Origin of the sequence: Micromonospora trifolii (assembly GCF_022229005.1) — a bacterium.
GTDB lineage: Bacteria > Actinomycetota > Actinomycetes > Mycobacteriales > Micromonosporaceae > Micromonospora > Micromonospora trifolii.
In genome coordinates this window covers 73433-93752 of sequence record NZ_JAKKFD010000053.1, presented here as the reverse complement: position 1 = coordinate 93752, position 20320 = coordinate 73433, and the positions used below count along the sequence as shown (strand labels likewise).

22 protein-coding genes are annotated in these 20320 nt (G+C 71.7%); 9 read left to right on the top strand and 13 right to left on the bottom strand.

Annotated features, from left to right (window positions below; genetic code table 11):
• Nucleotides 1-3 precede the first annotated feature (3 nt).
• The 6 genes from urtE to NIE79_RS28380 all read right to left on the bottom strand — a co-directional run bounded on the left by urtE (nucleotide 4) and on the right by NIE79_RS28380 (nucleotide 6362).
• Entirely contained in the window at nucleotides 4-696 is a 693-nt protein-coding gene (urtE, locus tag NIE79_RS28405) for an urea ABC transporter ATP-binding subunit UrtE (RefSeq protein WP_238681499.1), read from the bottom strand.
• Nucleotides 696-1472: an urea ABC transporter ATP-binding protein UrtD gene (urtD, locus tag NIE79_RS28400; RefSeq protein WP_238681498.1), complete on the bottom strand. Its 777-nt coding sequence runs from the start codon at nucleotides 1470-1472 to the stop codon at nucleotides 696-698. The genes urtE and urtD overlap by 1 nt, the downstream gene beginning before the upstream one ends.
• Nucleotides 1469-2656 (bottom strand): urea ABC transporter permease subunit UrtC, encoded by a 1188-nt coding sequence (urtC, locus tag NIE79_RS28395; protein ID WP_238681497.1) that lies wholly within the window; start codon nucleotides 2654-2656, stop codon nucleotides 1469-1471. Before urtC ends, urtD begins: the two co-directional genes overlap by 4 nt.
• Entirely contained in the window at nucleotides 2653-3540 is an 888-nt protein-coding gene (gene urtB, locus NIE79_RS28390) for an urea ABC transporter permease subunit UrtB (protein ID WP_238681496.1), read from the bottom strand. The genes urtC and urtB overlap by 4 nt, the downstream gene beginning before the upstream one ends.
• Before the next feature lie 75 nt (nucleotides 3541-3615).
• Entirely contained in the window at nucleotides 3616-4860 is a 1245-nt protein-coding gene (gene urtA / locus NIE79_RS28385; protein WP_238681495.1) for an urea ABC transporter substrate-binding protein, read from the bottom strand.
• Between the two features lie 419 nt (nucleotides 4861-5279).
• Nucleotides 5280-6362 (bottom strand): substrate-binding domain-containing protein, encoded by a 1083-nt coding sequence (locus tag NIE79_RS28380; protein ID WP_238681494.1) that lies wholly within the window; start codon nucleotides 6360-6362, stop codon nucleotides 5280-5282.
• A 96-nt stretch (nucleotides 6363-6458) separates the two neighbouring features.
• On the opposite strand from NIE79_RS28380, the gene NIE79_RS28375 reads away from it, so the two are divergent.
• Entirely contained in the window at nucleotides 6459-6962 is a 504-nt protein-coding gene (locus tag NIE79_RS28375) for a MarR family winged helix-turn-helix transcriptional regulator (protein ID WP_238681493.1), read from the top strand.
• 324 nt (nucleotides 6963-7286) lie between these two features.
• Here the strand turns inward: NIE79_RS28375 and NIE79_RS28370 are convergent, their stop codons facing one another.
• From NIE79_RS28370 to NIE79_RS28345, 6 genes are read right to left on the bottom strand one after another with little or no spacing between them, the layout of a single operon-like run.
• Nucleotides 7287-8003 carry an urease accessory protein UreD gene (locus NIE79_RS28370; protein ID WP_238681492.1) on the bottom strand — a complete coding sequence of 239 codons (717 nt, stop codon included), beginning with the start codon at nucleotides 8001-8003 and terminating at the stop codon, nucleotides 7287-7289.
• A complete protein-coding gene (ureG, locus tag NIE79_RS28365) occupies nucleotides 8003-8791 on the bottom strand; it encodes an urease accessory protein UreG (protein WP_238681491.1) in 789 nt (262 codons plus the stop codon). The genes NIE79_RS28370 and ureG overlap by 1 nt, the downstream gene beginning before the upstream one ends.
• Nucleotides 8781-9473 carry an urease accessory protein UreF gene (locus tag NIE79_RS28360; protein ID WP_238681490.1) on the bottom strand — a complete coding sequence of 231 codons (693 nt, stop codon included), beginning with the start codon at nucleotides 9471-9473 and terminating at the stop codon, nucleotides 8781-8783. Before NIE79_RS28360 ends, ureG begins: the two co-directional genes overlap by 11 nt.
• Nucleotides 9473-11176: an urease subunit alpha gene (locus tag NIE79_RS28355; protein WP_238681489.1), complete on the bottom strand. Its 1704-nt coding sequence runs from the start codon at nucleotides 11174-11176 to the stop codon at nucleotides 9473-9475. The genes NIE79_RS28360 and NIE79_RS28355 overlap by 1 nt, the downstream gene beginning before the upstream one ends.
• Nucleotides 11173-11520 carry an urease subunit beta gene (locus NIE79_RS28350; RefSeq protein ID WP_308193244.1) on the bottom strand — a complete coding sequence of 116 codons (348 nt, stop codon included), beginning with the start codon at nucleotides 11518-11520 and terminating at the stop codon, nucleotides 11173-11175. Before NIE79_RS28350 ends, NIE79_RS28355 begins: the two co-directional genes overlap by 4 nt.
• Nucleotides 11517-11819, bottom strand: coding sequence for an urease subunit gamma (locus tag NIE79_RS28345; protein ID WP_030335444.1), 303 nt, complete (start codon nucleotides 11817-11819; stop codon nucleotides 11517-11519). Before NIE79_RS28345 ends, NIE79_RS28350 begins: the two co-directional genes overlap by 4 nt.
• Before the next feature lie 476 nt (nucleotides 11820-12295).
• Between NIE79_RS28345 and NIE79_RS28340 the strand changes: the two genes are divergently transcribed.
• The gene (locus tag NIE79_RS28340) at nucleotides 12296-12700 is read left to right on the top strand and encodes a hypothetical protein (protein WP_238681488.1); all 405 of its coding nucleotides are present in this window, start codon (nucleotides 12296-12298) and stop codon (nucleotides 12698-12700) included.
• 45 nt (nucleotides 12701-12745) lie between these two features.
• Complete coding sequence (locus NIE79_RS28335; protein ID WP_308193243.1) at nucleotides 12746-13291, top strand: GNAT family N-acetyltransferase; 546 nt, start codon at nucleotides 12746-12748, stop codon at nucleotides 13289-13291.
• A gap of 34 nt (nucleotides 13292-13325) precedes the next feature.
• Here NIE79_RS28335 and NIE79_RS28330 read toward each other — a convergent pair whose 3' ends face one another.
• The gene (locus NIE79_RS28330; RefSeq protein ID WP_238681486.1) at nucleotides 13326-14501 is read right to left on the bottom strand and encodes an LLM class flavin-dependent oxidoreductase; all 1176 of its coding nucleotides are present in this window, start codon (nucleotides 14499-14501) and stop codon (nucleotides 13326-13328) included.
• Nucleotides 14502-14678: 177 nt separating this feature from the next.
• On the opposite strand from NIE79_RS28330, the gene NIE79_RS28325 reads away from it, so the two are divergent.
• From NIE79_RS28325 to NIE79_RS28300, 6 genes are read left to right on the top strand one after another with little or no spacing between them, the layout of a single operon-like run.
• Complete coding sequence (locus NIE79_RS28325) at nucleotides 14679-15656, top strand: aliphatic sulfonate ABC transporter substrate-binding protein (RefSeq protein WP_238681485.1); 978 nt, start codon at nucleotides 14679-14681, stop codon at nucleotides 15654-15656.
• Complete coding sequence (locus NIE79_RS28320; protein WP_238681484.1) at nucleotides 15653-16486, top strand: ABC transporter permease subunit; 834 nt, start codon at nucleotides 15653-15655, stop codon at nucleotides 16484-16486. The genes NIE79_RS28325 and NIE79_RS28320 overlap by 4 nt, the downstream gene beginning before the upstream one ends.
• Entirely contained in the window at nucleotides 16459-17190 is a 732-nt protein-coding gene (locus NIE79_RS28315; protein WP_238681483.1) for an ABC transporter ATP-binding protein, read from the top strand. The genes NIE79_RS28320 and NIE79_RS28315 overlap by 28 nt, the downstream gene beginning before the upstream one ends.
• A gap of 14 nt (nucleotides 17191-17204) precedes the next feature.
• Complete coding sequence (locus NIE79_RS28310) at nucleotides 17205-18611, top strand: selenium-binding family protein (protein WP_238681482.1); 1407 nt, start codon at nucleotides 17205-17207, stop codon at nucleotides 18609-18611.
• The gene (locus NIE79_RS28305) at nucleotides 18608-19237 is read left to right on the top strand and encodes a hypothetical protein (RefSeq protein WP_238681481.1); all 630 of its coding nucleotides are present in this window, start codon (nucleotides 18608-18610) and stop codon (nucleotides 19235-19237) included. The genes NIE79_RS28310 and NIE79_RS28305 overlap by 4 nt, the downstream gene beginning before the upstream one ends.
• A 42-nt stretch (nucleotides 19238-19279) precedes the next feature.
• Nucleotides 19280-20296, top strand: a complete 1017-nt coding sequence (locus NIE79_RS28300; protein WP_238681480.1) for a methyltransferase — start codon at nucleotides 19280-19282, stop codon at nucleotides 20294-20296.
• Nucleotides 20297-20320 lie beyond the last annotated feature (24 nt).

Genomic DNA, 20320 nt, shown 5'->3' with positions numbered 1-20320 from the left:
CGGTCAGACCGCCAACGCCGCCCGGACCTCCCGTTCCGCCGTGACACCCCCTTCGCCGTGCGAGGTGACCCGACCGGACTCCAGCACGTGGTAGCGGTCCGCCACCCGCAGCGCGAAGCCCAGGTGCTGCTCGACGAGCAGCACACTGAACCCGGACTGCCGGGTCAACTCGACGATCCGCTCCTGGATCTCCGCGACCACCGACGGCTGGATTCCCTCGGTCGGCTCGTCGAGCATCAGCAGCCTCGGCCGGGTGATCAGGGCACGGGCGATGGCCAACTGCTGGCGCTGACCGCCGGAGAGCAGCCCGGCCCGACGCCGCAGCAGCGGGCGCAACGCCGGAAACAGATCCAGCACCTCCGCCGTGGCCACCGCACCGTCGCGCCGACCGTCGGCGACCAGCCGCAGGTTCTCCGCCGCGGTCAGGTGCGGGAAGCACTGCTGACCCTGCGGGACGTACGCCATCCCCCGCGCCACCCGCTCGTGCGGCCCGGCGCGGGTGACGTCCTCGCCGTCGAGCTCGACGGTGCCGGCGCTCGGGCGCAGCAGCCCGGCCGCGACCCGCAGCAGGGTGCTCTTGCCGGCACCGTTGTGCCCGAGCACGGCGGCCACCCCGTCGGGCGGGACCGCCAGATCGACCCCGTGCAGCACCCGGGAACGCCCGTACCCGGCGTGCACCCCGCGCAGCGTCAGCATCATGCCTCCAGGCCGGTGCGGGCCGACCCGGCGTCGACCGGGTGGCCAAGGTAGACCTCCTGCACGCGCGGGTCCGCCTGGACCTGCGCCACTGTGCCCTCGCTGAGCACCCGGCCGGCGTGCAGCACTGTGACGCTGCGCGCGAACCGACGCAGGAAGTCCATGTCGTGCTCGATCACGACGACAGTGCGATCCCGGCTCACCGTCTCCAACAGGACGCCGGTGGCGTCGCGTTCCTCGTGGCTCATCCCGGCGACCGGCTCGTCCAGCAGCAGCAGCCGCGCGTCCTGCACCAGCAGCATGCCGATCTCCAGCCACTGCTTCTGACCGTGCGCGAGCGTCCCGGCGAGGTGCGCGGCCCGCTCGGCCAGACCGATGGTCTCCAGCGCGGCGGCGACCTCGTCAGGGACACCGCGGCGGCGGCGGGCAAGTGTCGCCCAGCTACGCCGGGCGCCCGCAGCGATGTCGAGGTTCTGCAACACCGACAGCTCCTCGAAGACCGTCGAGGTCTGGAAGGTCCGCCCGATGCCGAGCCGGCTGATCCGGTGCACCGGGCGGCCGAGCAGTTCCTCGTCGCCGAACCGGACCGAGCCGGTGGCCCGGACCAGGCCCGTGATCGCGTCGACCAGTGTGGTCTTGCCGGCGCCGTTCGGCCCGATCAGGAACCGGATGTCGCCGGCGGGCACCTCCAACGAGACGCCGTCGACGGCGGTGAAACCGTCGAAGCTGACCCGCACATCACGGACGGACAACCCGTCCAACCGCTCACCGCTCATGCCGCCGGCACCTCCGTCCGCTCAGCGCGTCGTCGGCCCAGCGACAACCGCCCACGCCGCAGCGGCTGCGCGGCGACGTCGCGGCGGCGGGCCAACGCCCACAGCGACGCCAGGCCGCCGGGAAGGAACGCCACCACGACCACGAAGAGCAACCCCTGGAGGTACGTCCAGGTGCCCGGGAACCTCTCGGAGAGGGCGGTACGCGCCCAGGCCACCGCCACCGCGCCGAGCACCGGCCCGAGCAGGCTCGCCCGCCCGCCCACCGCGACGCCGATGACGAACTCGATCGACGGGACGATGCCGATCAGCGCGGGCGAGATGATGCCCACCGCCGGCACGAACAGCGCCCCGGCAAGCCCGGCCATGCCCGCCGCGACCACGTACGCCACCAGCTTGACCGACGCCGGGTCGTAGCCCAGGAAGCGGACCCGTTCCTCACCGTCGCGGACCGCCACCAGCAACTCGCCGTAGCGGCTGTGGATGAGCTGACGGGTCAGCGCGAGCAACGCCAGCAGCGTCCCGGCGATGATGAAGTACACCATCCGCTGGTTGACCGGGTCGTCCAGGTCGTAGCCGAAGAAGCCCTTGATGTCGGTGAGCCCGTTGGTGCCGCCCGTGGTGCCCTGCTGCCCGATCAGCAGGATCACCATCGCGGCGGCGAGCGCCTGACTGAGAATCGCGAAGTACGCGCCGCGCACGCGGCGGCGGAAGACCAGCGAGCCGAGCCCGAAGGCGACCGCCATCGGCAGCAGCACCGTCGCGGGCAGCGCGAACCACGGGCTGGCGAACGGCCGCCACCACAGCGGCAACTCGTCGAGTTGCCCGTACAGCTGCATGAAGTCGGGCATCCCACCCGGGCCCGCGTCGGCGAGCTTGAGGTGCATGGCCATCGCGTAGCCGCCGAGGCCGAAGAAGACACCCTGGCCCAGGGTGAGCATTCCGCCCCGGCCCCAGGCGATCCCGATGCCGACCGCGACCATGGCGACGCAGAGGTACTTGGCGAGCAACGCCAGCCGGAAGTCCGACAGCACCAGCGGGGCGACGGCGAACAGCACCGCCGCGCCGAAGGCGAAGCCGGCCAGGGTCCGCAGCCGTGATCGGCCGGCGGGCCGACCCGGTGGTACGGCGCCGGCGGGCGCCGGGCGGACGGCGGTGCTGGGTGGCGCGGGGGTGACGGCGGTCATGCGAGGCTCCTGGTCCGCAGGGTGAACAGGCCCTGTGGCCGCCACTGGAGGAACGCGACGATCGCCACGAACACGATCACCTTGGCGACGCTGAGGGTGGTGAGGTACTCCCCGGTGGCCTGGAGCACGCCGAGGGCGAAGGCGACGATCACGCTGCCCTTGAGCTGGCCGATCCCGCCGACCACGACGACCAGGAAGGCGTCGATGATCAGGTTGGTGCCCATCGTCGGGCCGATCGGGCCGAGCAGGGTGAGGGCCACCCCGGCGAGCCCGGCCAGGCCGGAGCCGAGGAAGAAGGTCGTCCGGTCGACCCGTGAGGTGGCGATGCCGGACACGGCGGCGAGGTCGCGGTTCTGCACCACAGCGCGGATACGACGCCCGAGCGGGGTGAGTCGCAGCGCCAGGGTGAGCGCCGCGACGGCGGCCAGCGCCAGGGCGAGGATGAACAGCCGGTTGTTGGCGATCGTCAGCCCGCCGGGCAGCGCCACGTTGCCGGTGAGCAGCTCGGGCGCGCGGGTCTGCACGTTCGGGCTGCCGAAGACGTCCCTGGCCAGTTGCTGCAACATCAGTGACACACCCCAGGTGACCAGCAGGGTGTCCAGTGGCCGGGCGTAGAGCCGGCGGATGAGCAGCACCTCCAGCAGGACACCCATGGCGCCGGCGACCACGAACGCCACCGGCAGCGCGACCACCAGGGACAGGCCCGCGCCGGTGATGCTCTGTTGCAGAACATAGGTGGTGTACGCACCGGCCATGATGAACTCACCGTGCGCCATGTTGATCACGTTCATCTGGCCGAAGGTCAGCGCGAGGCCGAGCGCGATGAGCAGCAGCACCGCGCCGATGCTGATGCCGGTGAAGAGTTGACCGAAGAGGACTGTCACGGTGGGTACTCCGAACTGCTGGTCGGGTGGCCCGGGCGGAGCGCGCGGCAACGCGTTCCGCCCGGGCCGGCGTCGTCAGCTCAGGCCGCTCGCCCACGGGTAGGTCTTGAGGTACGGGTCCGGGGCGACGGGCTTTCCGGAGTTCCACACCTCGGTGATCAGGCCGTCCGCGCCGATCTTGCCGATCCGGGCGGTCTTGGCGATGTGCTGGGTCTTGCCGTCGACGGTGACCAGACCCTCCGGCGCGTCGAAGGTGATCCCGTCCGAGGCGGAGCGGACCTTCTCCACGTCGAAGGCGCCGGCCTTCTCGACCATCGCCTTCCACAGGTGCACGCCGACGTACGCGGCCTCCATCGGGTCGCTGGTCGGCTTGTCCGCGCCGTACTTCGCCTTGTACGCGGCCACGAACTTCGAGTTCGCCGCGCCCGGAGTGGTCTGGTAGTAGTTCCAGGCCGTCAGCTGACCCTCCAGGTACTGGGTGCCGATGCCCTTGACCTCTTCCTCGGCGATCGACACCGACACCACAGGCATCGCGGCGGCGGTCAGGCCCGCGGACTTGTACTCCTTGAAGAAGGCCACGTTGCTGTCACCGTTGAGCGTGTTGAACACCGCGTCCGCTCCGGAGGACTTGACCTTGTTGACGATGGTGCCGAACTCGGTGGAGCCCAGAGGCGCGTAATCCTCACCCAGCACCGTCATCCCGTTCGCTGTCGCGTACGCCTTGATGATTTTGTTGGCGGTGCGCGGAAAGACGTAGTCGCTACCGACCAGATAGACCGACTTCGCGCCCTGCGACTTGAGGTAGTCGAGCCCGGGAACGATCTGCTGGTTGGTCGTCGCTCCGGTGTAGAAGATGTAGGGCGACTGCTCCAGGCCCTCATACTGCACCGGGTAGAACAGCAACGCCTTGTTCTTCTCGAACACCGGCTTGACCGCCTTGCGACTGGCCGACGTCCAACAGCCGAAGACGGCGGCCACCCGGTCCTCGGAGATGAGCTTCTCGGCCTTCTCCGCGAAGGTGGGCCAGTCGGAGGCGCCGTCCTCACCGACCGGCTGGATCTTCTTGCCGAGGACACCGCCGGCCGCGTTGATCTCCTCGACGGCGAGCATGATCGAGTCGCGGACGGTGACCTCGCTGATCGCCATGGTCCCGGAGAGCGAGTTGAGCAGGCCCACCTTGACGGTGTCGCCGGAGACATCGGCGGTGACGCCGGTCGCGCCGCCCTCGTCGGTGGTCTTGCTGCCGCACGCGGTCAACGCGGCCGCGGCGACCAGGGTCATGGCACCCGCCAGGATGCGGCGGCCCCGGAATAATGACATCTACTCTCCCTGCGGTGCACTCAAGTGGCGAAAGGACGGTCGGTGCGGTCCGATGGAGCTGACGTGGGCGATGCCAGGGTCGACGGGTGGACGTCGCGCAGGGCACCGGATCGGATATGGGCAGGGAAAGCGTCGACCGGCATGATTGCGCGGGTGTTTCCCGGTCCTTAATTGACTGTTTCCGACAGACCGTCGAGGCGCGCACGAAAAACGGCCGACACCGTCGGGGAGGAAACGGTGTCGGCCGTTCGGAAAGACGCAGAATAGGTGCCACCACAATGGTCGACGGACACATCCGTCGACGGTGGGCACACATTGGCGAGATCTGACCCGCGGCCAGATACTTCACGCAGGAAGCATCTTAGGACGGGGGCGGGTGGCGCTGTCAAGGGTCGGGGGGCCGACTGGCAGGGCCCGGTTCAGAGTTGGGCGAGCACAGTGAAGTCGAGTCCGTCGGCCTCGGCCAGGTAGATGCGCTGCCGGACGTGCCGCTGACGCAGCCGTAAGCGCCCACGCGGCCCGTGGTAGGCGACAGTGTCGGCGGCGGTCTCGATGGCCCGTACGTCGAGGGTGCGGGCCTGGCCGATCAGCGCGGCGAGCAGCATGACGCCCTCGTAGCAGGATTCCCCCAGGCTGCCCAGCGGCGGTGCCTCCACCCCGAAGCGCCGCGCGAACTCGCCGTGGAAGTCGAGATTTTCCGGTGTCACCAGCCCGGCGAAGAAGCCAGCAGTGCTGTACAGCCTCCGGGTCGCGCCGGCGCCGCTGGCCAACAGCATGTTCTCGTCCATCAGGGTGCTCAGCCGCAGGCAGCGCTGATCCAGGCCGGACCGGGCGAACGCGCGGTTGAACCGCACCGCGTCGGCACCGACCAGCAGCATCAACACCGCGTCCGCGTCACTGTGCTCGATGCGGCGCAACACCTCGGTGAAGTCGTGCGCGTCCAACGGCAGGAAGTGCCGGCCCACCACCTGCCCACCGCTGCGCAGCGCGTACCGCTGGGCGGCTCGCGACGTGCGGCGCGGCCACACATAGTCGTTGCCGACCACGAACCAGCGGCCCACGCCCTGCTCCCCGGCGAGCAGCCGCATCGCGGGCCACAGTTGGGCATCGGGCGTCTCGCTGGTCAGGAAGACCCCTTCGGTCCGTTCGCCACCCTCGTAGAGTGCGGTGTAGACGTAGGGCACCCGGTGCGCGACGCGGGGCGCCATCGCCTGGCGCACCGAGGAGATGTGCCACCCCGTCACCCCCTGCACGGCTCCCACTGACACCAACGCCTCGACCTCGGCGGCCACCTCGGCCGGCGGTGCGCCACCGTCGACCGGCACCAGCCGGACCTCCCGGCCCAGCACGCCACCACACCGATTGATCTCCTCCACCGCGAGCTGCGCGCAGAGCTCACAGGTGGGACCGAACATGCCGGCCGGCCCGCGCATGGGGTAGACCAGCGCGATGCTGACCACGGCGCGGTCGACGGTCAGCCACGGCGGTGCCGGCGCGGACATGAGCACATGATTGCCCGGCCCACCACGGAAGACCAGCGCTCACCACTGACCGGGACGACTCGCTACCATGACAGGGCCACCGGACCAGGGAGTTTAATGTCAAACGTGCCCGGGGCGCCAGCGGACCTGCTGCGCTCGCTCACCCGCGCCGAACGGCTGCTCTCCCGCCGGTTGAGCGCCGTTCTGGCGGACGACGCGATCAGCATCGAGGCGTGGCGGGTGCTCTGCCTGCTCGCCGACGGCCAGGGTCACCCGATGAGTGAGGTGTCCGCCGAGGCGTCGCTGCCACCGGGCACCCTCACCAAGCTGGTCGACCAGCTCGTCGACCGCAACCTCGTCTTCCGCCGGATCGATCCGATCGACCGCCGACGGATCCGGGCGTACCTGACCGCTCGGGGCCGCCGCGAGCACGCCCGCCTGGACGAGCGGGTCCGGGCCAGCATCGACGAACTGGGCATCACGGAGATGGGCGTCGCGGAGACCAGCGAGCCGGGCACTCCCTCGGCCGCCAACCTCGTAGGCCAGCTCGACGACCTGATCGGCCGCCTCGACCCGGCCCGGCAACGAGTGCACGCCGACGCGGCCGGTCCACGCCGCTGACCCCTTCCCCGCTCCCCGCTCCGGGCTCCGGCTCCGGGCTTGCGGGGCCGTCGGGCTTGCGGGCGGTCGGCACGGCCTTGAGCGCGGCGCGACCTCGCACCTCATAATCCAGAGAGCGTGATGTCGGTGAGTCATCACGATGACCCACCGACATCACGCTCTCTGTGGAGTGTCCGCCGGCCGGCACCGTCGTGCTCTGCACCCACCTGGCATCGGGAACGGTCTCGGCGGTCGAGGCCAATCCCCGCTTGGCCGCCGCGGGTGAGACGGGCCATGGCGGCGTCGCGCAGGGCCAAGACGGCATCGCGGCCCGGAAGCGGCTCCTCAGACCGTGAGGTGGGCGCGCAGGGTGTGCGCGTCGGGAGCGGTGGCGGTCCACAGTGTTCCCGGGCCGCCGGCCAGCGGCAGCCGGGCGACGCTGCCCTCGGCCGTTGGAGGTTCGGCGGGTCGCGACGGATCGACCACCAGCAGGGATCCGGTGGCCGGGGCGCCGCCGAGTACGGCCGGCCCGGCCCAGCCCGGCGCGTTCGGGCCCACCGCGAGGGACTGGCGCAGCAGGGGCCGACCCGCGTAGTCGACCTGGGTGTGCACGACGGCGCCGCCGGGCACCTCGCCGTACCGGCCGCAGATCAGCTCGTCGCGCCACCGCAGGCTCGCGCCGGCGGCCAGCGCGATCCGGGACTCGGCGAGGTGGGCGCAGCCGGCCGCAGCGACCAACTGTTCCGGAAGCCAGTGCAGCGTCGCACCGGCGTGCACCACCGCCCGCACCGCCATCCGGGAGACGGCACCCGCGCGACCCGGTAGGGCGATCGACGCGGCGACGCTGTGCACCCGGACGGCCGCACCCGGCCCGACCTCGATCTCCAGGCGCAGATCGTCCCCGGCGAGCGGTCCGGCCGCCCCGCCGACGAGGTGCACAGTGGCGACACCACAGTCGGTCGGGGTCTGGCGCAGCAGCAACGGCGTTTCGCCGTGCAACTCGACCAGGGCTGTGCCGCCCCTACCGTCGGCCCTGGCGACCAGCCGAGCGAGCGCTCGCATCAGGCCGGGCCGACCGGCACGGCCAGTGGGTGCAGGGCGGCGTGGTGAGCCAGCTCGTGCCGGATCCAGTCCGCTACCGACGTCGCCGTGGGGTCTCCCACGATGGACAGGAAGAGGGTCGGGAGGTCTCCGCGTCGGGCCCGCGCGTCACGATCCATGACGGCGAGGTCGGCACCCACCATCGGCGCCAGGTCGGTCTTGTTGATCACGAGAAGGTCGGCGGCGGTGACCCCCGGCCCGCCCTTGCGGGGCACCTTGTCCCCGCCCGCCACGTCGACCACGAAGATCTGTCGGTCGACCAGACCCCGACTGAAGGTCGCCGTCAGGTTGTCCCCACCGCTTTCCACAAGGACCAGGTCCAACGGGCCGACCGCCTCGGCCAATTCGTCGACGGCGTCCAGGTTGGCGCCGATGTCGTCGCGGATCGCGGTGTGCGGGCAGCAACCGGTCTCCACAGCGCGGATCCGGGCCGGGTCCAGCACGCCGGCCCGCCGGAGGAAGTCGGCGTCCTCGGTCGTGTAGATGTCGTTGGTCACCACGCCGAGCCGCAGCTCGTCGGCGAAGGCCCGGCAGAGCGCGGCCACCAGGGCCGTCTTGCCGGAACCGACCGGGCCGCCGATGCCGACCCGCAGGGCACGGCCGGCTTGCGCCAACGGCGGATGGGGGTCCACCCCCGGCTCCGGATGGGTGTGCGCAACGGTCTCGTCGTGGGGTGGGGTGGCCGGCGGTGGCGGCGTGATCGGTTCGACGGCGGGCACAGCGCTTGGCACAACGGTGTCAGGACGCAAAGAGACGCACCTCCCAGGTGGCATGGATTTCGGCATGGATGTCGGCGAGTGGCGCGGCGGCCGCCGGCAGCCGCTCCGGTGGATCATCGGCGGCCCGCGCCGCGTCGGCGGCCGTGCCGTCGCAGGCGTCGGCCAGGCCGACCAGCAGGGCCTGCACCTGGTACGGGTCGAGGCCGAGCAGACGTACGCCGGCGCTGGCCGCCCCGGTCAGCGTCCCGTACGCCGCGATCATGGCGGTCTCGACGCGGGACAGCCCGGCCGCGGCGCAGAGCAGCCCGAGCACCAGCGGTTGGTGTGGGCCACCGGGCGTCGCAGGCAGGTCGGCGAACGGGGCGTCCGGCCAGATGGACCGGCCGGCACGCAGCAACGCCCGGCCCTGCCGACGCGAGACCGCCCGCAACGCCGGGGCGGCGGTGCGCGCGTCCAGCTCGGCGTCGAGCCGAGTCAGCGCGCCCGACCGGGCGGCGAACTCAGCCAGCACCGCCGCTCGGTGGGCTGCCGCCGCGAACGCCGCGCCGACCAGCCCGGCGGTGGCCAACCGGCCGGCCAGGAACGCCTCCAACGAGGTCAGGTCGGTGACCCGACCGGCGGCGACGGCCGCCTCCAGACCACCGGAGTGCGCGTGCGCCCCGGCCGGGAAGCGCCCGTCGGCCAACAGCAACAGCAGGCTCGGCGTCGCCATCAGAACAGGAAGTACCGCTGGGCCATCGGCAGCCGGGTGACCGGGTCCGGCTCCACCACCTGCCCGTCGATCCGTACCGTGAAGGTGTCCGGGTCCACCTCGATGCGCGGCATCGCGTTGTTCTCCGGCAAATCGGCCTTGCCCCGCGACCGTACGTCGCTCACCGGCACCACCCGGCGTCGGACGTCCAAGCGGAGTCCGGCGTCCAGGGCCGCCGGAGCCACGAAGGCCAGGCTGGTGGCTGCCGCCGCCGTGCCGTACGCCCCGAACATCGGCCTGGGCAGCATCGGCTGCGGTGTCGGGATCGAGGCGTTGGCGTCTCCCATCTGGGCGTACGCGATCATGCCGCCCTTGATCACCAGGAGCGGTCGGACGCCGAAGAACGCCGGATCCCAGAGCACCAGGTCGGCGAGCTTGCCCGGTTCGACCGAGCCGATCTCCCGTTCCAGGCCGTTGGCCATCGCCGCGCAGATGGTGTACTTCGCCACGTACCGTCGGGCCCGGTGGTTGTCGGCGGGCCCGTCGCCCGGCAGCGCGCCGACCCGGCCCTTCATCACGTGGGCGCTCTGCCAGGTCCGCATGATCACCTCGCCGACCCGGCCCATCGCCTGCGCGTCGGACCCGATGATCGAGATGGCGCCGAGGTCGTGCAGCAGGTCCTCGGCGGCCATCGTGGACGGTCGGATCCGGCTCTCGGCGAAGGCCAGGTCCTCCGGCACTGACGGGTTGAGATGGTGACAGACCATCAGCATGTCCAGGTGCTCGGCCAGGGTGTTGGCGGTGTACGGCCGGGTCGGGTTCGTCGACGACGGCAGCACGTTCGGTTCACTGGCCACGGTGATGATGTCCGGTGCGTGCCCGCCACCGGCTCCCTCGGTGTGGTACGAGTGGATCGCCCGCCCGCCGATCGCCCGCAGGGTGTCGGCGACGAACCCGGCCTCGTTGAGCGTGTCGGTGTGGATCGACACCTGGACCCCGGACGCATCCGCCACCCGCAGGCAGGCGTCGATCGCCGCCGGTGTGGTACCCCAGTCCTCGTGCAGCTTGAAACCGCCCGCACCGGCCCGCAACTGTTCCCACAGCGCCTCGCTGGAGACGGTGTTGCCCTTGCCGAGCAGCAGCACGTTGACCGGCATGGTGTCCAGCGCCTCGTGCATCCGGGCCAGGTGCCAGGCGTTCGGGGTGACGGTTGTGGCGCGGGTCCCCTCGGCCGGCCCGGTGCCGCCGCCGACCATCGTGGTGATGCCACTGGCCAGTGCCTCGGTGACGATCTGCGGGCAGATGAAGTGCACGTGGGTGTCGACTGCGCCGGCGGTGAGGATCCGCCCGTTGCCCGCGATCACCTCGGTCGACGGGCCGATGACCAGGTCGGGGTGGACACCGGGCATGGTGTCCGGGTTGCCGGCCCGGCCGAGCGCCACGATGCGCCCGTCGCGCAGCCCCACGTCGGCCTTGACCACGCCCCAGTGGTCGAGCACCACAGCGCCGGTGATGACGGTGTCCAGTGCCCCCTCGGCGCGGGTGGCACGGGACTGACCCATCGACTCACGGATCACCTTCCCACCGCCGAAGACCGCCTCGTCGCCGCCCACACAGTGGTCGGTCTCCACCTCGATCAGCAGGTTCGTGTCGGCCAGTCGGATCCGGTCACCGGTCGTCGGCCCGTACAGGTCGATGTAGCGGTCCCGCCGCACAGCGCTCACCGTGGCGGCCCGTCTTCCGTGACCGGCTGCGGCGACGGGTCCAACGGTCCCGCGCATTCTGCGCGCAGGCCCGGCACGACGCGGGCGCCGCCGAGTGGCACGAGGTCGACGCTGCGGTTGATGCCCGGCTCGAACCGGACGGAAGTGCCGGCCGGAACGGCGAGCCGCTGCCCCCAGGCCGCGCCCCGGTCGAACGACAGCGCCGGGTTGGCTTCGGCGAAGTGGTAGTGCGAGCCGACCTGCACCGGGCGGTCCGCGGTGTTGACCACGAGCACTGTGGTCACCGGACGACCCACGTTGATCTCAACCGGCTCGGCGGCCGGCAGGATCTCCCCGGGGATCACGGGATCGGGTGGTGCACAGTCACCAGCTTGGTGCCGTCCGGGAACGTCGCTTCCACCTGCACCTCCCTCAGCAGCTCGGGGATGCCGTCCTGGACGTCGTCGCGGCCGAGCACCGCCCGGCCGGCCGACATCAGGTCGACCACCGACCGCCCGTCGCGGGCCCCTTCGAGGAGGAACGCGGTGATCACCGCGACGGCTTCGGGGTAGTTGAGGCGCAGGCCGCGTTCGCGGCGGGCGCGGGCGACATCGGCCGCGACGTGGACGAGCAGGCGGTCCTGCTCGTGCGGGCTGAGGAACACGGGGCTCTCCCGGTGGGTCGGCGTGCCCCGGCTCGCTGTCGGCTCCACGCGGAGCCACCCCGGCCACAGGACCTGGGAACGAGCTGGGAGTCACACGACCGCCGGGTCACCGCCGACGGGGCGACCCGGGACTCCACCATCCCGGCCCGCACGACGGGCAACCGGCGGTGTCGGGTCGGATGCGGACCGCACCGCCCACCGCTGACCAGACCGTAGAGGATCACCACCGACCGAGGCAACAGTCCAACGCGGACGGCCCGCGTACCCGCGTGTCCTGACCCCCGGCGACGTGCGATCCGGTGAGAGCATGAGCTGGGCGGGCTTTCCGTCGTCCCGGTCGGGCCTCGGCGCGATCGCCCCGCCCAACAAGGATCAGGTGTTCGTCGTCCACGTCGTGGTCTGGAACGCCACCGGCGCCTGAGGTCGGGGCGCGGGACGGCTGTTCCGGTGCGGGGCAGGCAGGGGATGATCGCCGGATGACGGCGACGAGGGGTACCCGCGCACTGCTCGGTGTTCTGTTCCTGGCGGCGGCCACGGTCGGGGCATGGATCCTCTGGCTGGGCTGGGACACCCGGTACACGGTCGACGCGCAGACCGGCGCGAGCAGTGGCCCGTACGAGCCGTGGCAGGTGATCGGCTGTGTGCTGACGCTCGTGCTGCTGGCCGCGCTCGCCGGGACGCGGCTCAGCCCCTGGCTGGTGGCGCCGGTGATGACTGTGGCGTTCACGGCGGTCTGGTCGTGGCGGGCCGCGTCGACCGACGACAGTGGACTGTGGGTGGTCGGGGCGGTTCTGGTGCTGGTCGGGATGGCGGTCGGCAGCGCCCTGGTGAGCCTCGTCGGGCGGCGGGTCGGCCAGCGGTTCGCCGGCCGATCCGTCTAGGGACGACCCATCGCCCTGTGAGCGCCGAAATGCTACGAAGGGGAGGTGCCTGACCTGACAAGCTCCCCTGATGCCACGTCCCTGGAAACTCCGCGGCTGCTGTTGCGCTGCATGCGAAGCGACGATCTGGACGGCTTCGCCGCGATCAACGCGCAGCCCGAGGTGATGCGCTACATCCATGACGGCCGCACCCTGGACCGGGCCGCGACCGCGGAGCGTCTGGCCAACTCTCAGCGGCAGTGGGACAAGCACGGCTTCGGCCTGTACGCGGTGGAGGTCAGAGAGACCGGCGAGTTGGCCGGTTTCACCGGACTGGCGGTGCCGACCTTCCTGCCCGAGATCATGCCGGCCGTGGAGATCGGCTGGCGGCTCGGCCGCGCACACTGGGGTCGGGGCCTGGCCACCGAGGCGGCCCAGGCCGTTGTCGCCCACACTCGCGCCGCGCTCGACCTGCGGCGGCTGGTCAGCATCCACGTCGTCGGCAACGAGGCGTCCGCGCGGGTGATGGTCAAGCTGGGCATGTCGCTGGAGCGCGAGACCGTGCAGCCGGACACCGGCCGCCAGGTCCGGGTCTACGCGATGGACCTGTAGGCGGCTGTGGTGCCGGTTGCCGCGGGTCGGCCGGTCAGCGGGCTCCGGCGGGCTGCGGCGCTGGCACGCCGGCGAACGGGACGTCGACGTGGTCGGCGGTCCCGGGTCGGCCGTCGGGGTGCCGCCACAGCCCTCGGTCGCGCAGGATCGGCAGCACTCCCTCACCGAACCAGTACGCCTCCTCCAGGTGCGGATAGCCGGAGAGGATGAACTCGTCGATGCCGAGCGCGTGGTATTCCGCGATCCGGTCGGCGACCTCGGCGTGGCTGCCCACCAGAGCGGTGCCGGCCCCGCCGCGGACCAACCCGACCCCCGCCCACAGATTGGGGGCGATCTCCAGGCCGTCGCGGGAGCCGCCGTGCAGGTCGAGCATGCGGCGCTGTCCCTCGGACTCGCTGCGGCGCAGACCCTCCTGCACGGCCCGGATGTCGGCCTCGGAGACCCCGTCGAGGAGACGCTGGGCCTGCGCCCAGGCCTGCTCGGTGGTGTCGCGCGCGATGACGTGCAACCGGATGCCGAAGCGCAGCTCCCGCCCGGCACCGGCGGCCAGCGCCCGGACCCGCTCCAGTTTGTCGGCGACCAGGGCCGGCGGCTCGCCCCAGGTGAGGTAGACGTCGCTGTGTCGCACCGCTACCGGGAGGGCGGCGGAGGAGGACCCACCGAAGTAGACCGGCGGCACCGGGTCGGGTAGCCGGTGCAGCCGCGCCTGTTCGACACGGACGTGGGCGCCGTCGTGGTCGACGGTCTCGCCGCGCCACAGCGCACGCACCACGTGCAGGAACTCGTCGGCCCGTGCGTACCTGGCGTCCTTGTCCAGGAAGTCGCCGTAGGCCCGCTGCTCCTGCGACTCGCCACCGGTGACCACGTTGAGCAGCAGCCGGCCCCGGGACAGCCGCTGGAAGGTCGAGGCCATCTGGGCGGCGAGCGTGGGGGCCAGCAGCCCGGGCCGGAAGGCGACCAGGAACTTGAGTCGCTCGGTCACCTCGGTGAGCATCGCGGTGCTGAGCCAGGCGTCCTCGCACCAGGCGCCGGTCGGGGTGAGCGCGCCGACGAAGCCGAGTTGCTCGGCGCTGCGGGCGATCTGCCCGAGGTACGCCACGCTGGCCGGGCGGGCGCCTCCGGCGGCGCCGGTCGGTACGCCGTGGCCGCCGCCGACGATGTCCCGGCTGTCGCCGTTGGTGGGCAGGAACCAGTGGAAGGTGAGGGTCATCGGGGCTCTTTCCTCCAGCGGGGGCGGTCGGCGCACGCGGCGATGCGGGCACCTCCTGATGGGTGGGACGATCCCGTCGACAGCCTACCCATAAAACCTATCGGGTTAGTAGGCTACTGCCGGCGCCGACACCTGTCGATGCGCCACCGTCCGCCTGCCCCGACCCGAGGAGCCGCCATGCACAGCCCGTCGACGAGCCGTCCCCCGCATCGCCGCCTCCTGACGGCCGTGCTCACCACCGTGGCGCTGCTCGCCACTGTCGCGGTGAGTGCGTGCGGCGGGTCCGCCGATGCGGGCGGCAGCGCGGACAAGCTCCGGATCGGCTACCAGCGCTTCGGCGGGCTGAGCCTGGTCAAGGCGCGCGGCGCCGCACCGGATGTGGAGTGGTCGCTGTTCGAGAGCGGCCCGGCGCTCACCGAGGCGCTCAAGGCCGGCTCCATCGACATCGGACAGGTCGGCGAGGCGCCGCCCGTCTTCGCCGCCGCCGGGAAGATCCCGTTCTCCGTCATCGGCACGTCAGCGCCGATCCCGCAGGGTGAGGCCGTGCTGGTCAAGGCCGACCGGGGCTACCGCAGCTTCGCCGACCTCAAGGGCAGGACGGTGGCCCTCAACAAGGGGTCCAACGTGCACTGGCTGCTGGTGCGGCTGTTGGAGGCGAACAACATGACGCTGAAGGACATCCAGGTCAAGTACCTCAAGCCCGCCGAGGGGCGGCCCGCGTTCGACGGTGGGCAGATCGACGCCTGGGTGATCTGGGACCCGTACTTCGCCCTGGCCGAGCAACCGGGGGTCCAGGTGCTCGCCGACGCGACCGGCCTGGCCAGCAACCGCGAGTACGTCCTGGCCACGCCCCGGGCGCTCGACAAGCGGACGGACGACATCCGGGCGTTCCTCCAGCGCTACCGCGAGGTGACCGACTGGGGCATCGCCCACCCTGAGGAGCGAGCCAGCACCCTCGCGCCGGAGCTGAAGATCCCGCAGGACGTCACCAGCCGCGCCCTGGCCCGCAGCGCCAGGCCCCTCGCCCCGGTCACTCCGGCCATCGGCGACGAGCTTCAGGCGATCACCGACAGCTTCATCGCCCTGGAACTCATCCCGGGGCCGGTCGACCTCCGCTCCCGGGTCGACGACCGGTTCAGCGCGGTGTTCCAGTGAGTCGTACCAGCCTCGTCGAGGCGCCCGACGAGGTCGCGGCGGCGGTGCCGGTCGTACCCCGTCGTCAGCGGCCGGCCCGGCGCTGGCGGCGGGTGGTGAGCCCGGTGGTGCTGGTCCTCGGGTGGGAGTTGGCCGCACGGACCGGGCTGCTGGCGGCCGAGAAGCTGCCCGCGCCCAGCGACGTCCTGGCCACCGGCTGGCGGCTGAGCCGGGACGGGACGCTCGGCATCCACCTGTTGGACTCCCTGACCCGGGCCGGGGCGGGTCTGCTGATCGGCGGTCTCCTGGCCCTGGCCCTGGGGACCGTGGCCGGGCTGCTGCGGCTCGGTGACGACCTGGTCGACCCGCCGGTGCAGATGGCCCGGATGCTGCCGCACCTCGGACTGGTTCCGTTGCTGATCATCTGGGTCGGCATCGGCGAATCACTCAAGATCAGCCTGGTGGCTCTGGGCGCGTTCTTCCCCATCTACTTCAACACCTACGCCGGCATCCGGGACATCGACGAGCGGCTGGTGGAGGCCGCCCGGACCTGTGGTCTGGGCCAGGCCGCCCGACTGCGGCACGTGGTGCTGCCCGGCGCGCTGCCGTCGCTCTTCCTCGGCCTACGGCTGGCGATCGGGGCGGCCTGGCTCAGCCTGGTCGTCGGCGAACAGGTCAACGCCCAGACCGGAATCGGCTTCCTGATGATGGAGGCGCGGGAGTTCAGCCAGACCGACGTGGTGGTGCTCGGCCTGCTCGTCTATGCCCTGCTCGGGCTGATATCCGACCTTGCGCTGCGCGTCCTGGAGAGGAGGATGTTGACATGGCGTCGCGGACTGCGGGCGACCTGAACGGCGCCGAGCCGGTGCTCACCGCCCACGCGGTGCGCCGGGCGTTCGGGCCGACGGTCGTGCTGGCCGGGGTCGACCTCACCATCGCCCGCGGTGAGGTGGTGGCCCTGCTGGGCGGCAGCGGTTCCGGCAAGAGCACGCTGCTGCGGATTCTCGCCGGGTTGGACGGCGAGGCCGGCGGGACGAGCGTCGTGCACGGCACCGCCGCGGTGGTCTTCCAGGAGCACCGGTTGCTGCCATGGAAACGTGTGACGGAGAACGTGGGGCTCGGGCTGTCCGGCGCGGACGGCCCGGGCCGGATCCGGCGGGCGCTGGCCGAGGTCGGTCTGGCCGAGCGGGATCGCGCCTGGCCGGCCGAGTTGTCCGGTGGGCAGGCGCAGCGGGTTGCCGTGGCGCGGGCCCTGGTCCGCGAACCGGACCTGCTGCTGCTCGACGAGCCGTTCGGCGCGCTGGACGCGCTGACCCGACTGCGGATGCAGATCCTGCTGCGCCGGCTGCGCGCCGAGCACGGCTTCGCCGCCCTACTGGTCACTCACGACGTGGAGGAGGCGCTGCTGCTCGCCGACCGGATCCTGCTTCTCGACGAGGGCCGCATCGCCGCCGAGATGCCCGTCGACCTCGGCCCCACCCGTACGCCGGACGACAGGGCCTTCGGCGCGCTGCGCCGCCACCTGCTCGACCGACTCGGCGTTCCCACCACCTGACGAGCGGAGCTGCGATGACCCGCTGGACCCCCGACCCCACGTTCTATCCCTCGCCTCGGGAGGCGGTGACAGCACCGGCGGAGAAGCTCGCCTACGTGGCGGCCTTCGACCGGACGGCGAGCCGTCCGGACGCCATCGTCGTGCTGGACACCGACCCCGGCTCCCCCGACTACGGCCGGGTCGTCGGCTGGACCGACCTGCCGTACGTCGGTGACGAGCTGCACCACTTCGGCTGGAACGCGTGCAGCAGCGCGCTCTGCCCGACCGCCCCGCACCCGCACGTCGAGCGGCGCTACCTGATCGTGCCCGGCCTGCGGTCGTCGCGCATCCACGTGCTCGACACCCAGCCCGATCCGCGCCAGCCGCAGATCGTCAAGGTGATCGGGGCGGAGGAGCTGGCGAAGCGGGCCGGCTACTCACGGCCGCACACAGTGCACTGCGGCCCGGACGGCATCTACCTCTCCGCCCTCGGCGGCGCGGACGGCGCGGAGGGCCCGGGTGGCATCGCCATCCTCGACCACACCACGTTCGAGGTACGCGGGGCGTGGGAGGCCGACCGGGGGCCGCAGTTCCTGGCGTACGACGTGTGGTGGCACCTGACCCAGGACGTGCTGGTCACCAGCGAGTGGGGCACGCCGTCGATGATCGAGGACGGCATCATCGGTGAGTTGCTGCTGGGCCGACGCTACGGGCACGCCATCCACTTCTGGGACCTGGCGAAACGCCGGCACGTCCAACGGGTCGATCTCGGCGACCAGTACCAGATGCCGCTGGAGCTGCGCCCGGCGCACGATCCGACGAAGTCGTACGGGTTCGTCGGGGTGGTGATCAGCGTCGATGACCTGTCCGCCTCGATCTGGCTCTGGCACCGTGACGGGGACGCCTGGGCGGTCACCAAGGTGATCGACATCCCGGCCGAGCCGGCCGACGCGGCGGACCTGCCCGACCTGCTCAAGCCGTTCGGGGCGGTGCCGCCGCTGGTGACCGACATCGACCTGTCGGTCGACGACAGGTTCCTCTACGTCTCCTGCTGGGGCACCGGTGAGCTGCGCCAGTACGACGTCAGCGATCCGCTGCACCCGGTGCAGACGGGCTCGGTGCACCTCGGCGGGATCGTCCGCCGAACCGCGCACCCGTCGGCGCCGGACGAGGCGTTGGCCGGTGGCCCACAGATGGTGGAGGTCAGCCGGGACGGCCGACGGGTCTACGTCAGCAACTCGCTCTACGGCGCGTGGGACGACCAGTTCTACCCCGACGGGGTGGGCGCCTGGCTGGCCAAGCTCGACGTCGACGTGGACGCCGGCGGGCTCACCCCCGATGAGCGGTTCTTTCCGCACGGGGACGAGTTCCGGGGCCTGCGGGTGCACCAGACCCGGTTGCAGGGCGGGGACGCCTCCTCCGACTCGTACTGCTATCCGTGACCGTCACCGCACTGGCGACGCTCGCCGCGCTCGGCGCGTTCCATGGTCTGAACCCGGCGATGGGTTGGTTGTTCGCGGTGGCCCGGGGCCTACAGGAGCGCAGTCGGCTGGCGTTGCTGCGCGCCCTGCCGCCGATCGCCGCGGGGCATCTCGCCTCGGTGGCCATCGTCGCCGCGTTGGTCGCCGCGACCCGGTCGGTGACGACGAGCAGCGCCCTCGCGGTGGTCGGTGGTGTGGTGCTGGTGACCTTCGGGCTGTGGCGGCTGCTCTCCGAGCGGCACTTCCGTTGGGCGGGAATGCGGCTGTCGGCGGCGCAGCTCGCCGCCTGGTCGTTCCTCATGTCGTCGGCGCACGGGGCGGGGCTGATGCTGTTGCCGGTGCTGGTGGCCGAGCCGGTGCCCGGGGGTCACTCCGGGCACCTGGCCGCCGCGCCGATGGGTGCGCTGTCCGGCCTCGCGGCGGCCGGGGTGCACACAGTGGCAATGCTCGGCGTCGCCCTGGCGGTGGCGTTGCTGGTCTACCAGGTGCTCGGTGTCGGTGTGCTGCGTCGGGCCTGGTTCAACGTGGACCGGCTCTGGGCCGGGGTGCTGGTGGCCGCGGGGTTGGTGACGCTGATCCGGGCGTGAGCGTCCATGTTGGAAACGTGTGATGTGTGATCTCATGTCGGGGTGATCACCCCGACTCCCCTCATGCGTCTGGTGGCCGGTGTGTGGGGGTTCAAGACCCTCGCGGTCGGCGTTGAACTCGGTCTGTTCACCCGGCTCGCCGGCGGGCGGACGATGACCGTCGAGCAGGCCGCCGCCGAGTTCGGGTTACCCGACCGTCCCGCGGACCTGCTGCTGGCCGCCAGTGCGTCGCTCGGCCTGTTGGAGAAGGCCGGCGACGGTTACCGCAACTCCGAGTTGGCCGAGCAGTTCCTCGTCGAGGGCCGCCCGTACTACTTCGGGGCGCAGGTCCGCTACTCGGACCTACGCACCTACCTGCCCTGGCACCGCATCGGCGAGGCCCTGCGCACGGATCGGCCGTTGACCTGGGATCCGGAGTCCCAACAGTCGATGTTCGACACCGAGGACCCGCAGATGCTGGCGCAGTTCTGGGACGCGATGTTCTCCACGTCCAGCTTCACCGCCAGCGCGTTGGCCGACGCGTACGACTTCTCCGCGCACCGGCGGTTGCTCGACGTGGGCGGCGGGGCGGGCGCGTTCCCGATCGAGTTCTGCCGACGCCTGCCCGAGCTGCGGGCGACGGTCCTGGACCTGCCGCACGTCTGCGTCCGGGCCCGGGAGCGGATCGCGGAGGCCGGGCTGACCGGGCGGATCGACGCGGTGGCCGGTGACTTCCTCGCCGACCCGGCGCTGCCGGACGGGCACGACGTCATCCTGCTCAGCATGATCCTGCACGACTGGGACGAGCCGACGAACAGGGCGTTGCTGGCCCGGTGCCACGCGGCGTTGCCGCCCGGCGGGGCGATCGTCGTCTGCGAACTGCTGCTCAACGACGACCGCACCGGGCCGCCGGAGGCGGCCCTGATGGGGATGAACATGCTTGTCGAGACCGAGGGCGGCCGCAACTACTCGGGCGCCGAGTACGCGGCCTGGCTCACCGACGCCGGTTTCGTCGACGTGCGTACCGTCCCGTTCGACGCGCCCGGCGCCAACGGCGCGGTGGTGGCCCGCCGGGCCTGACCGACGACGACACCCGGCCCCGGT

What these genes read in the sequence shown, in the direction of transcription:
- NIE79_RS28330 (WP_238681486.1), bottom strand. Translation starts at nt 14,501, where the DNA reads ATGACCCTCACCTTCCACTGGTTCCTGCCCACCAACGGCGACAGCCGG.
- NIE79_RS28315 (WP_238681483.1), top strand. Translation starts at nt 16,459, where the DNA reads ATGGCGTCGCGGACTGCGGGCGACCTGAACGGCGCCGAGCCGGTGCTC.
- NIE79_RS28360 (WP_238681490.1), bottom strand. Translation starts at nt 9,473, where the DNA reads ATGGCGACGCCGAGCCTGCTGTTGCTGTTGGCCGACGGGCGCTTCCCG.
- urtD (WP_238681498.1), bottom strand. Translation starts at nt 1,472, where the DNA reads ATGAGCGGTGAGCGGTTGGACGGGTTGTCCGTCCGTGATGTGCGGGTC.
- NIE79_RS28370 (WP_238681492.1), bottom strand. Translation starts at nt 8,003, where the DNA reads ATGCGAGCGCTCGCTCGGCTGGTCGCCAGGGCCGACGGTAGGGGCGGC.
- NIE79_RS28375 (WP_238681493.1), top strand. Translation starts at nt 6,459, where the DNA reads ATGTCAAACGTGCCCGGGGCGCCAGCGGACCTGCTGCGCTCGCTCACC.
- urtE (WP_238681499.1), bottom strand. Translation starts at nt 696, where the DNA reads ATGCTGACGCTGCGCGGGGTGCACGCCGGGTACGGGCGTTCCCGGGTG.
- urtC (WP_238681497.1), bottom strand. Translation starts at nt 2,656, where the DNA reads ATGACCGCCGTCACCCCCGCGCCACCCAGCACCGCCGTCCGCCCGGCG.
- urtA (WP_238681495.1), bottom strand. Translation starts at nt 4,860, where the DNA reads ATGTCATTATTCCGGGGCCGCCGCATCCTGGCGGGTGCCATGACCCTG.
- NIE79_RS28340 (WP_238681488.1), top strand. Translation starts at nt 12,296, where the DNA reads ATGACGGCGACGAGGGGTACCCGCGCACTGCTCGGTGTTCTGTTCCTG.
- NIE79_RS28325 (WP_238681485.1), top strand. Translation starts at nt 14,679, where the DNA reads ATGCACAGCCCGTCGACGAGCCGTCCCCCGCATCGCCGCCTCCTGACG.
- NIE79_RS28310 (WP_238681482.1), top strand. Translation starts at nt 17,205, where the DNA reads ATGACCCGCTGGACCCCCGACCCCACGTTCTATCCCTCGCCTCGGGAG.
- NIE79_RS28380 (WP_238681494.1), bottom strand. Translation starts at nt 6,362, where the DNA reads ATGTCCGCGCCGGCACCGCCGTGGCTGACCGTCGACCGCGCCGTGGTC.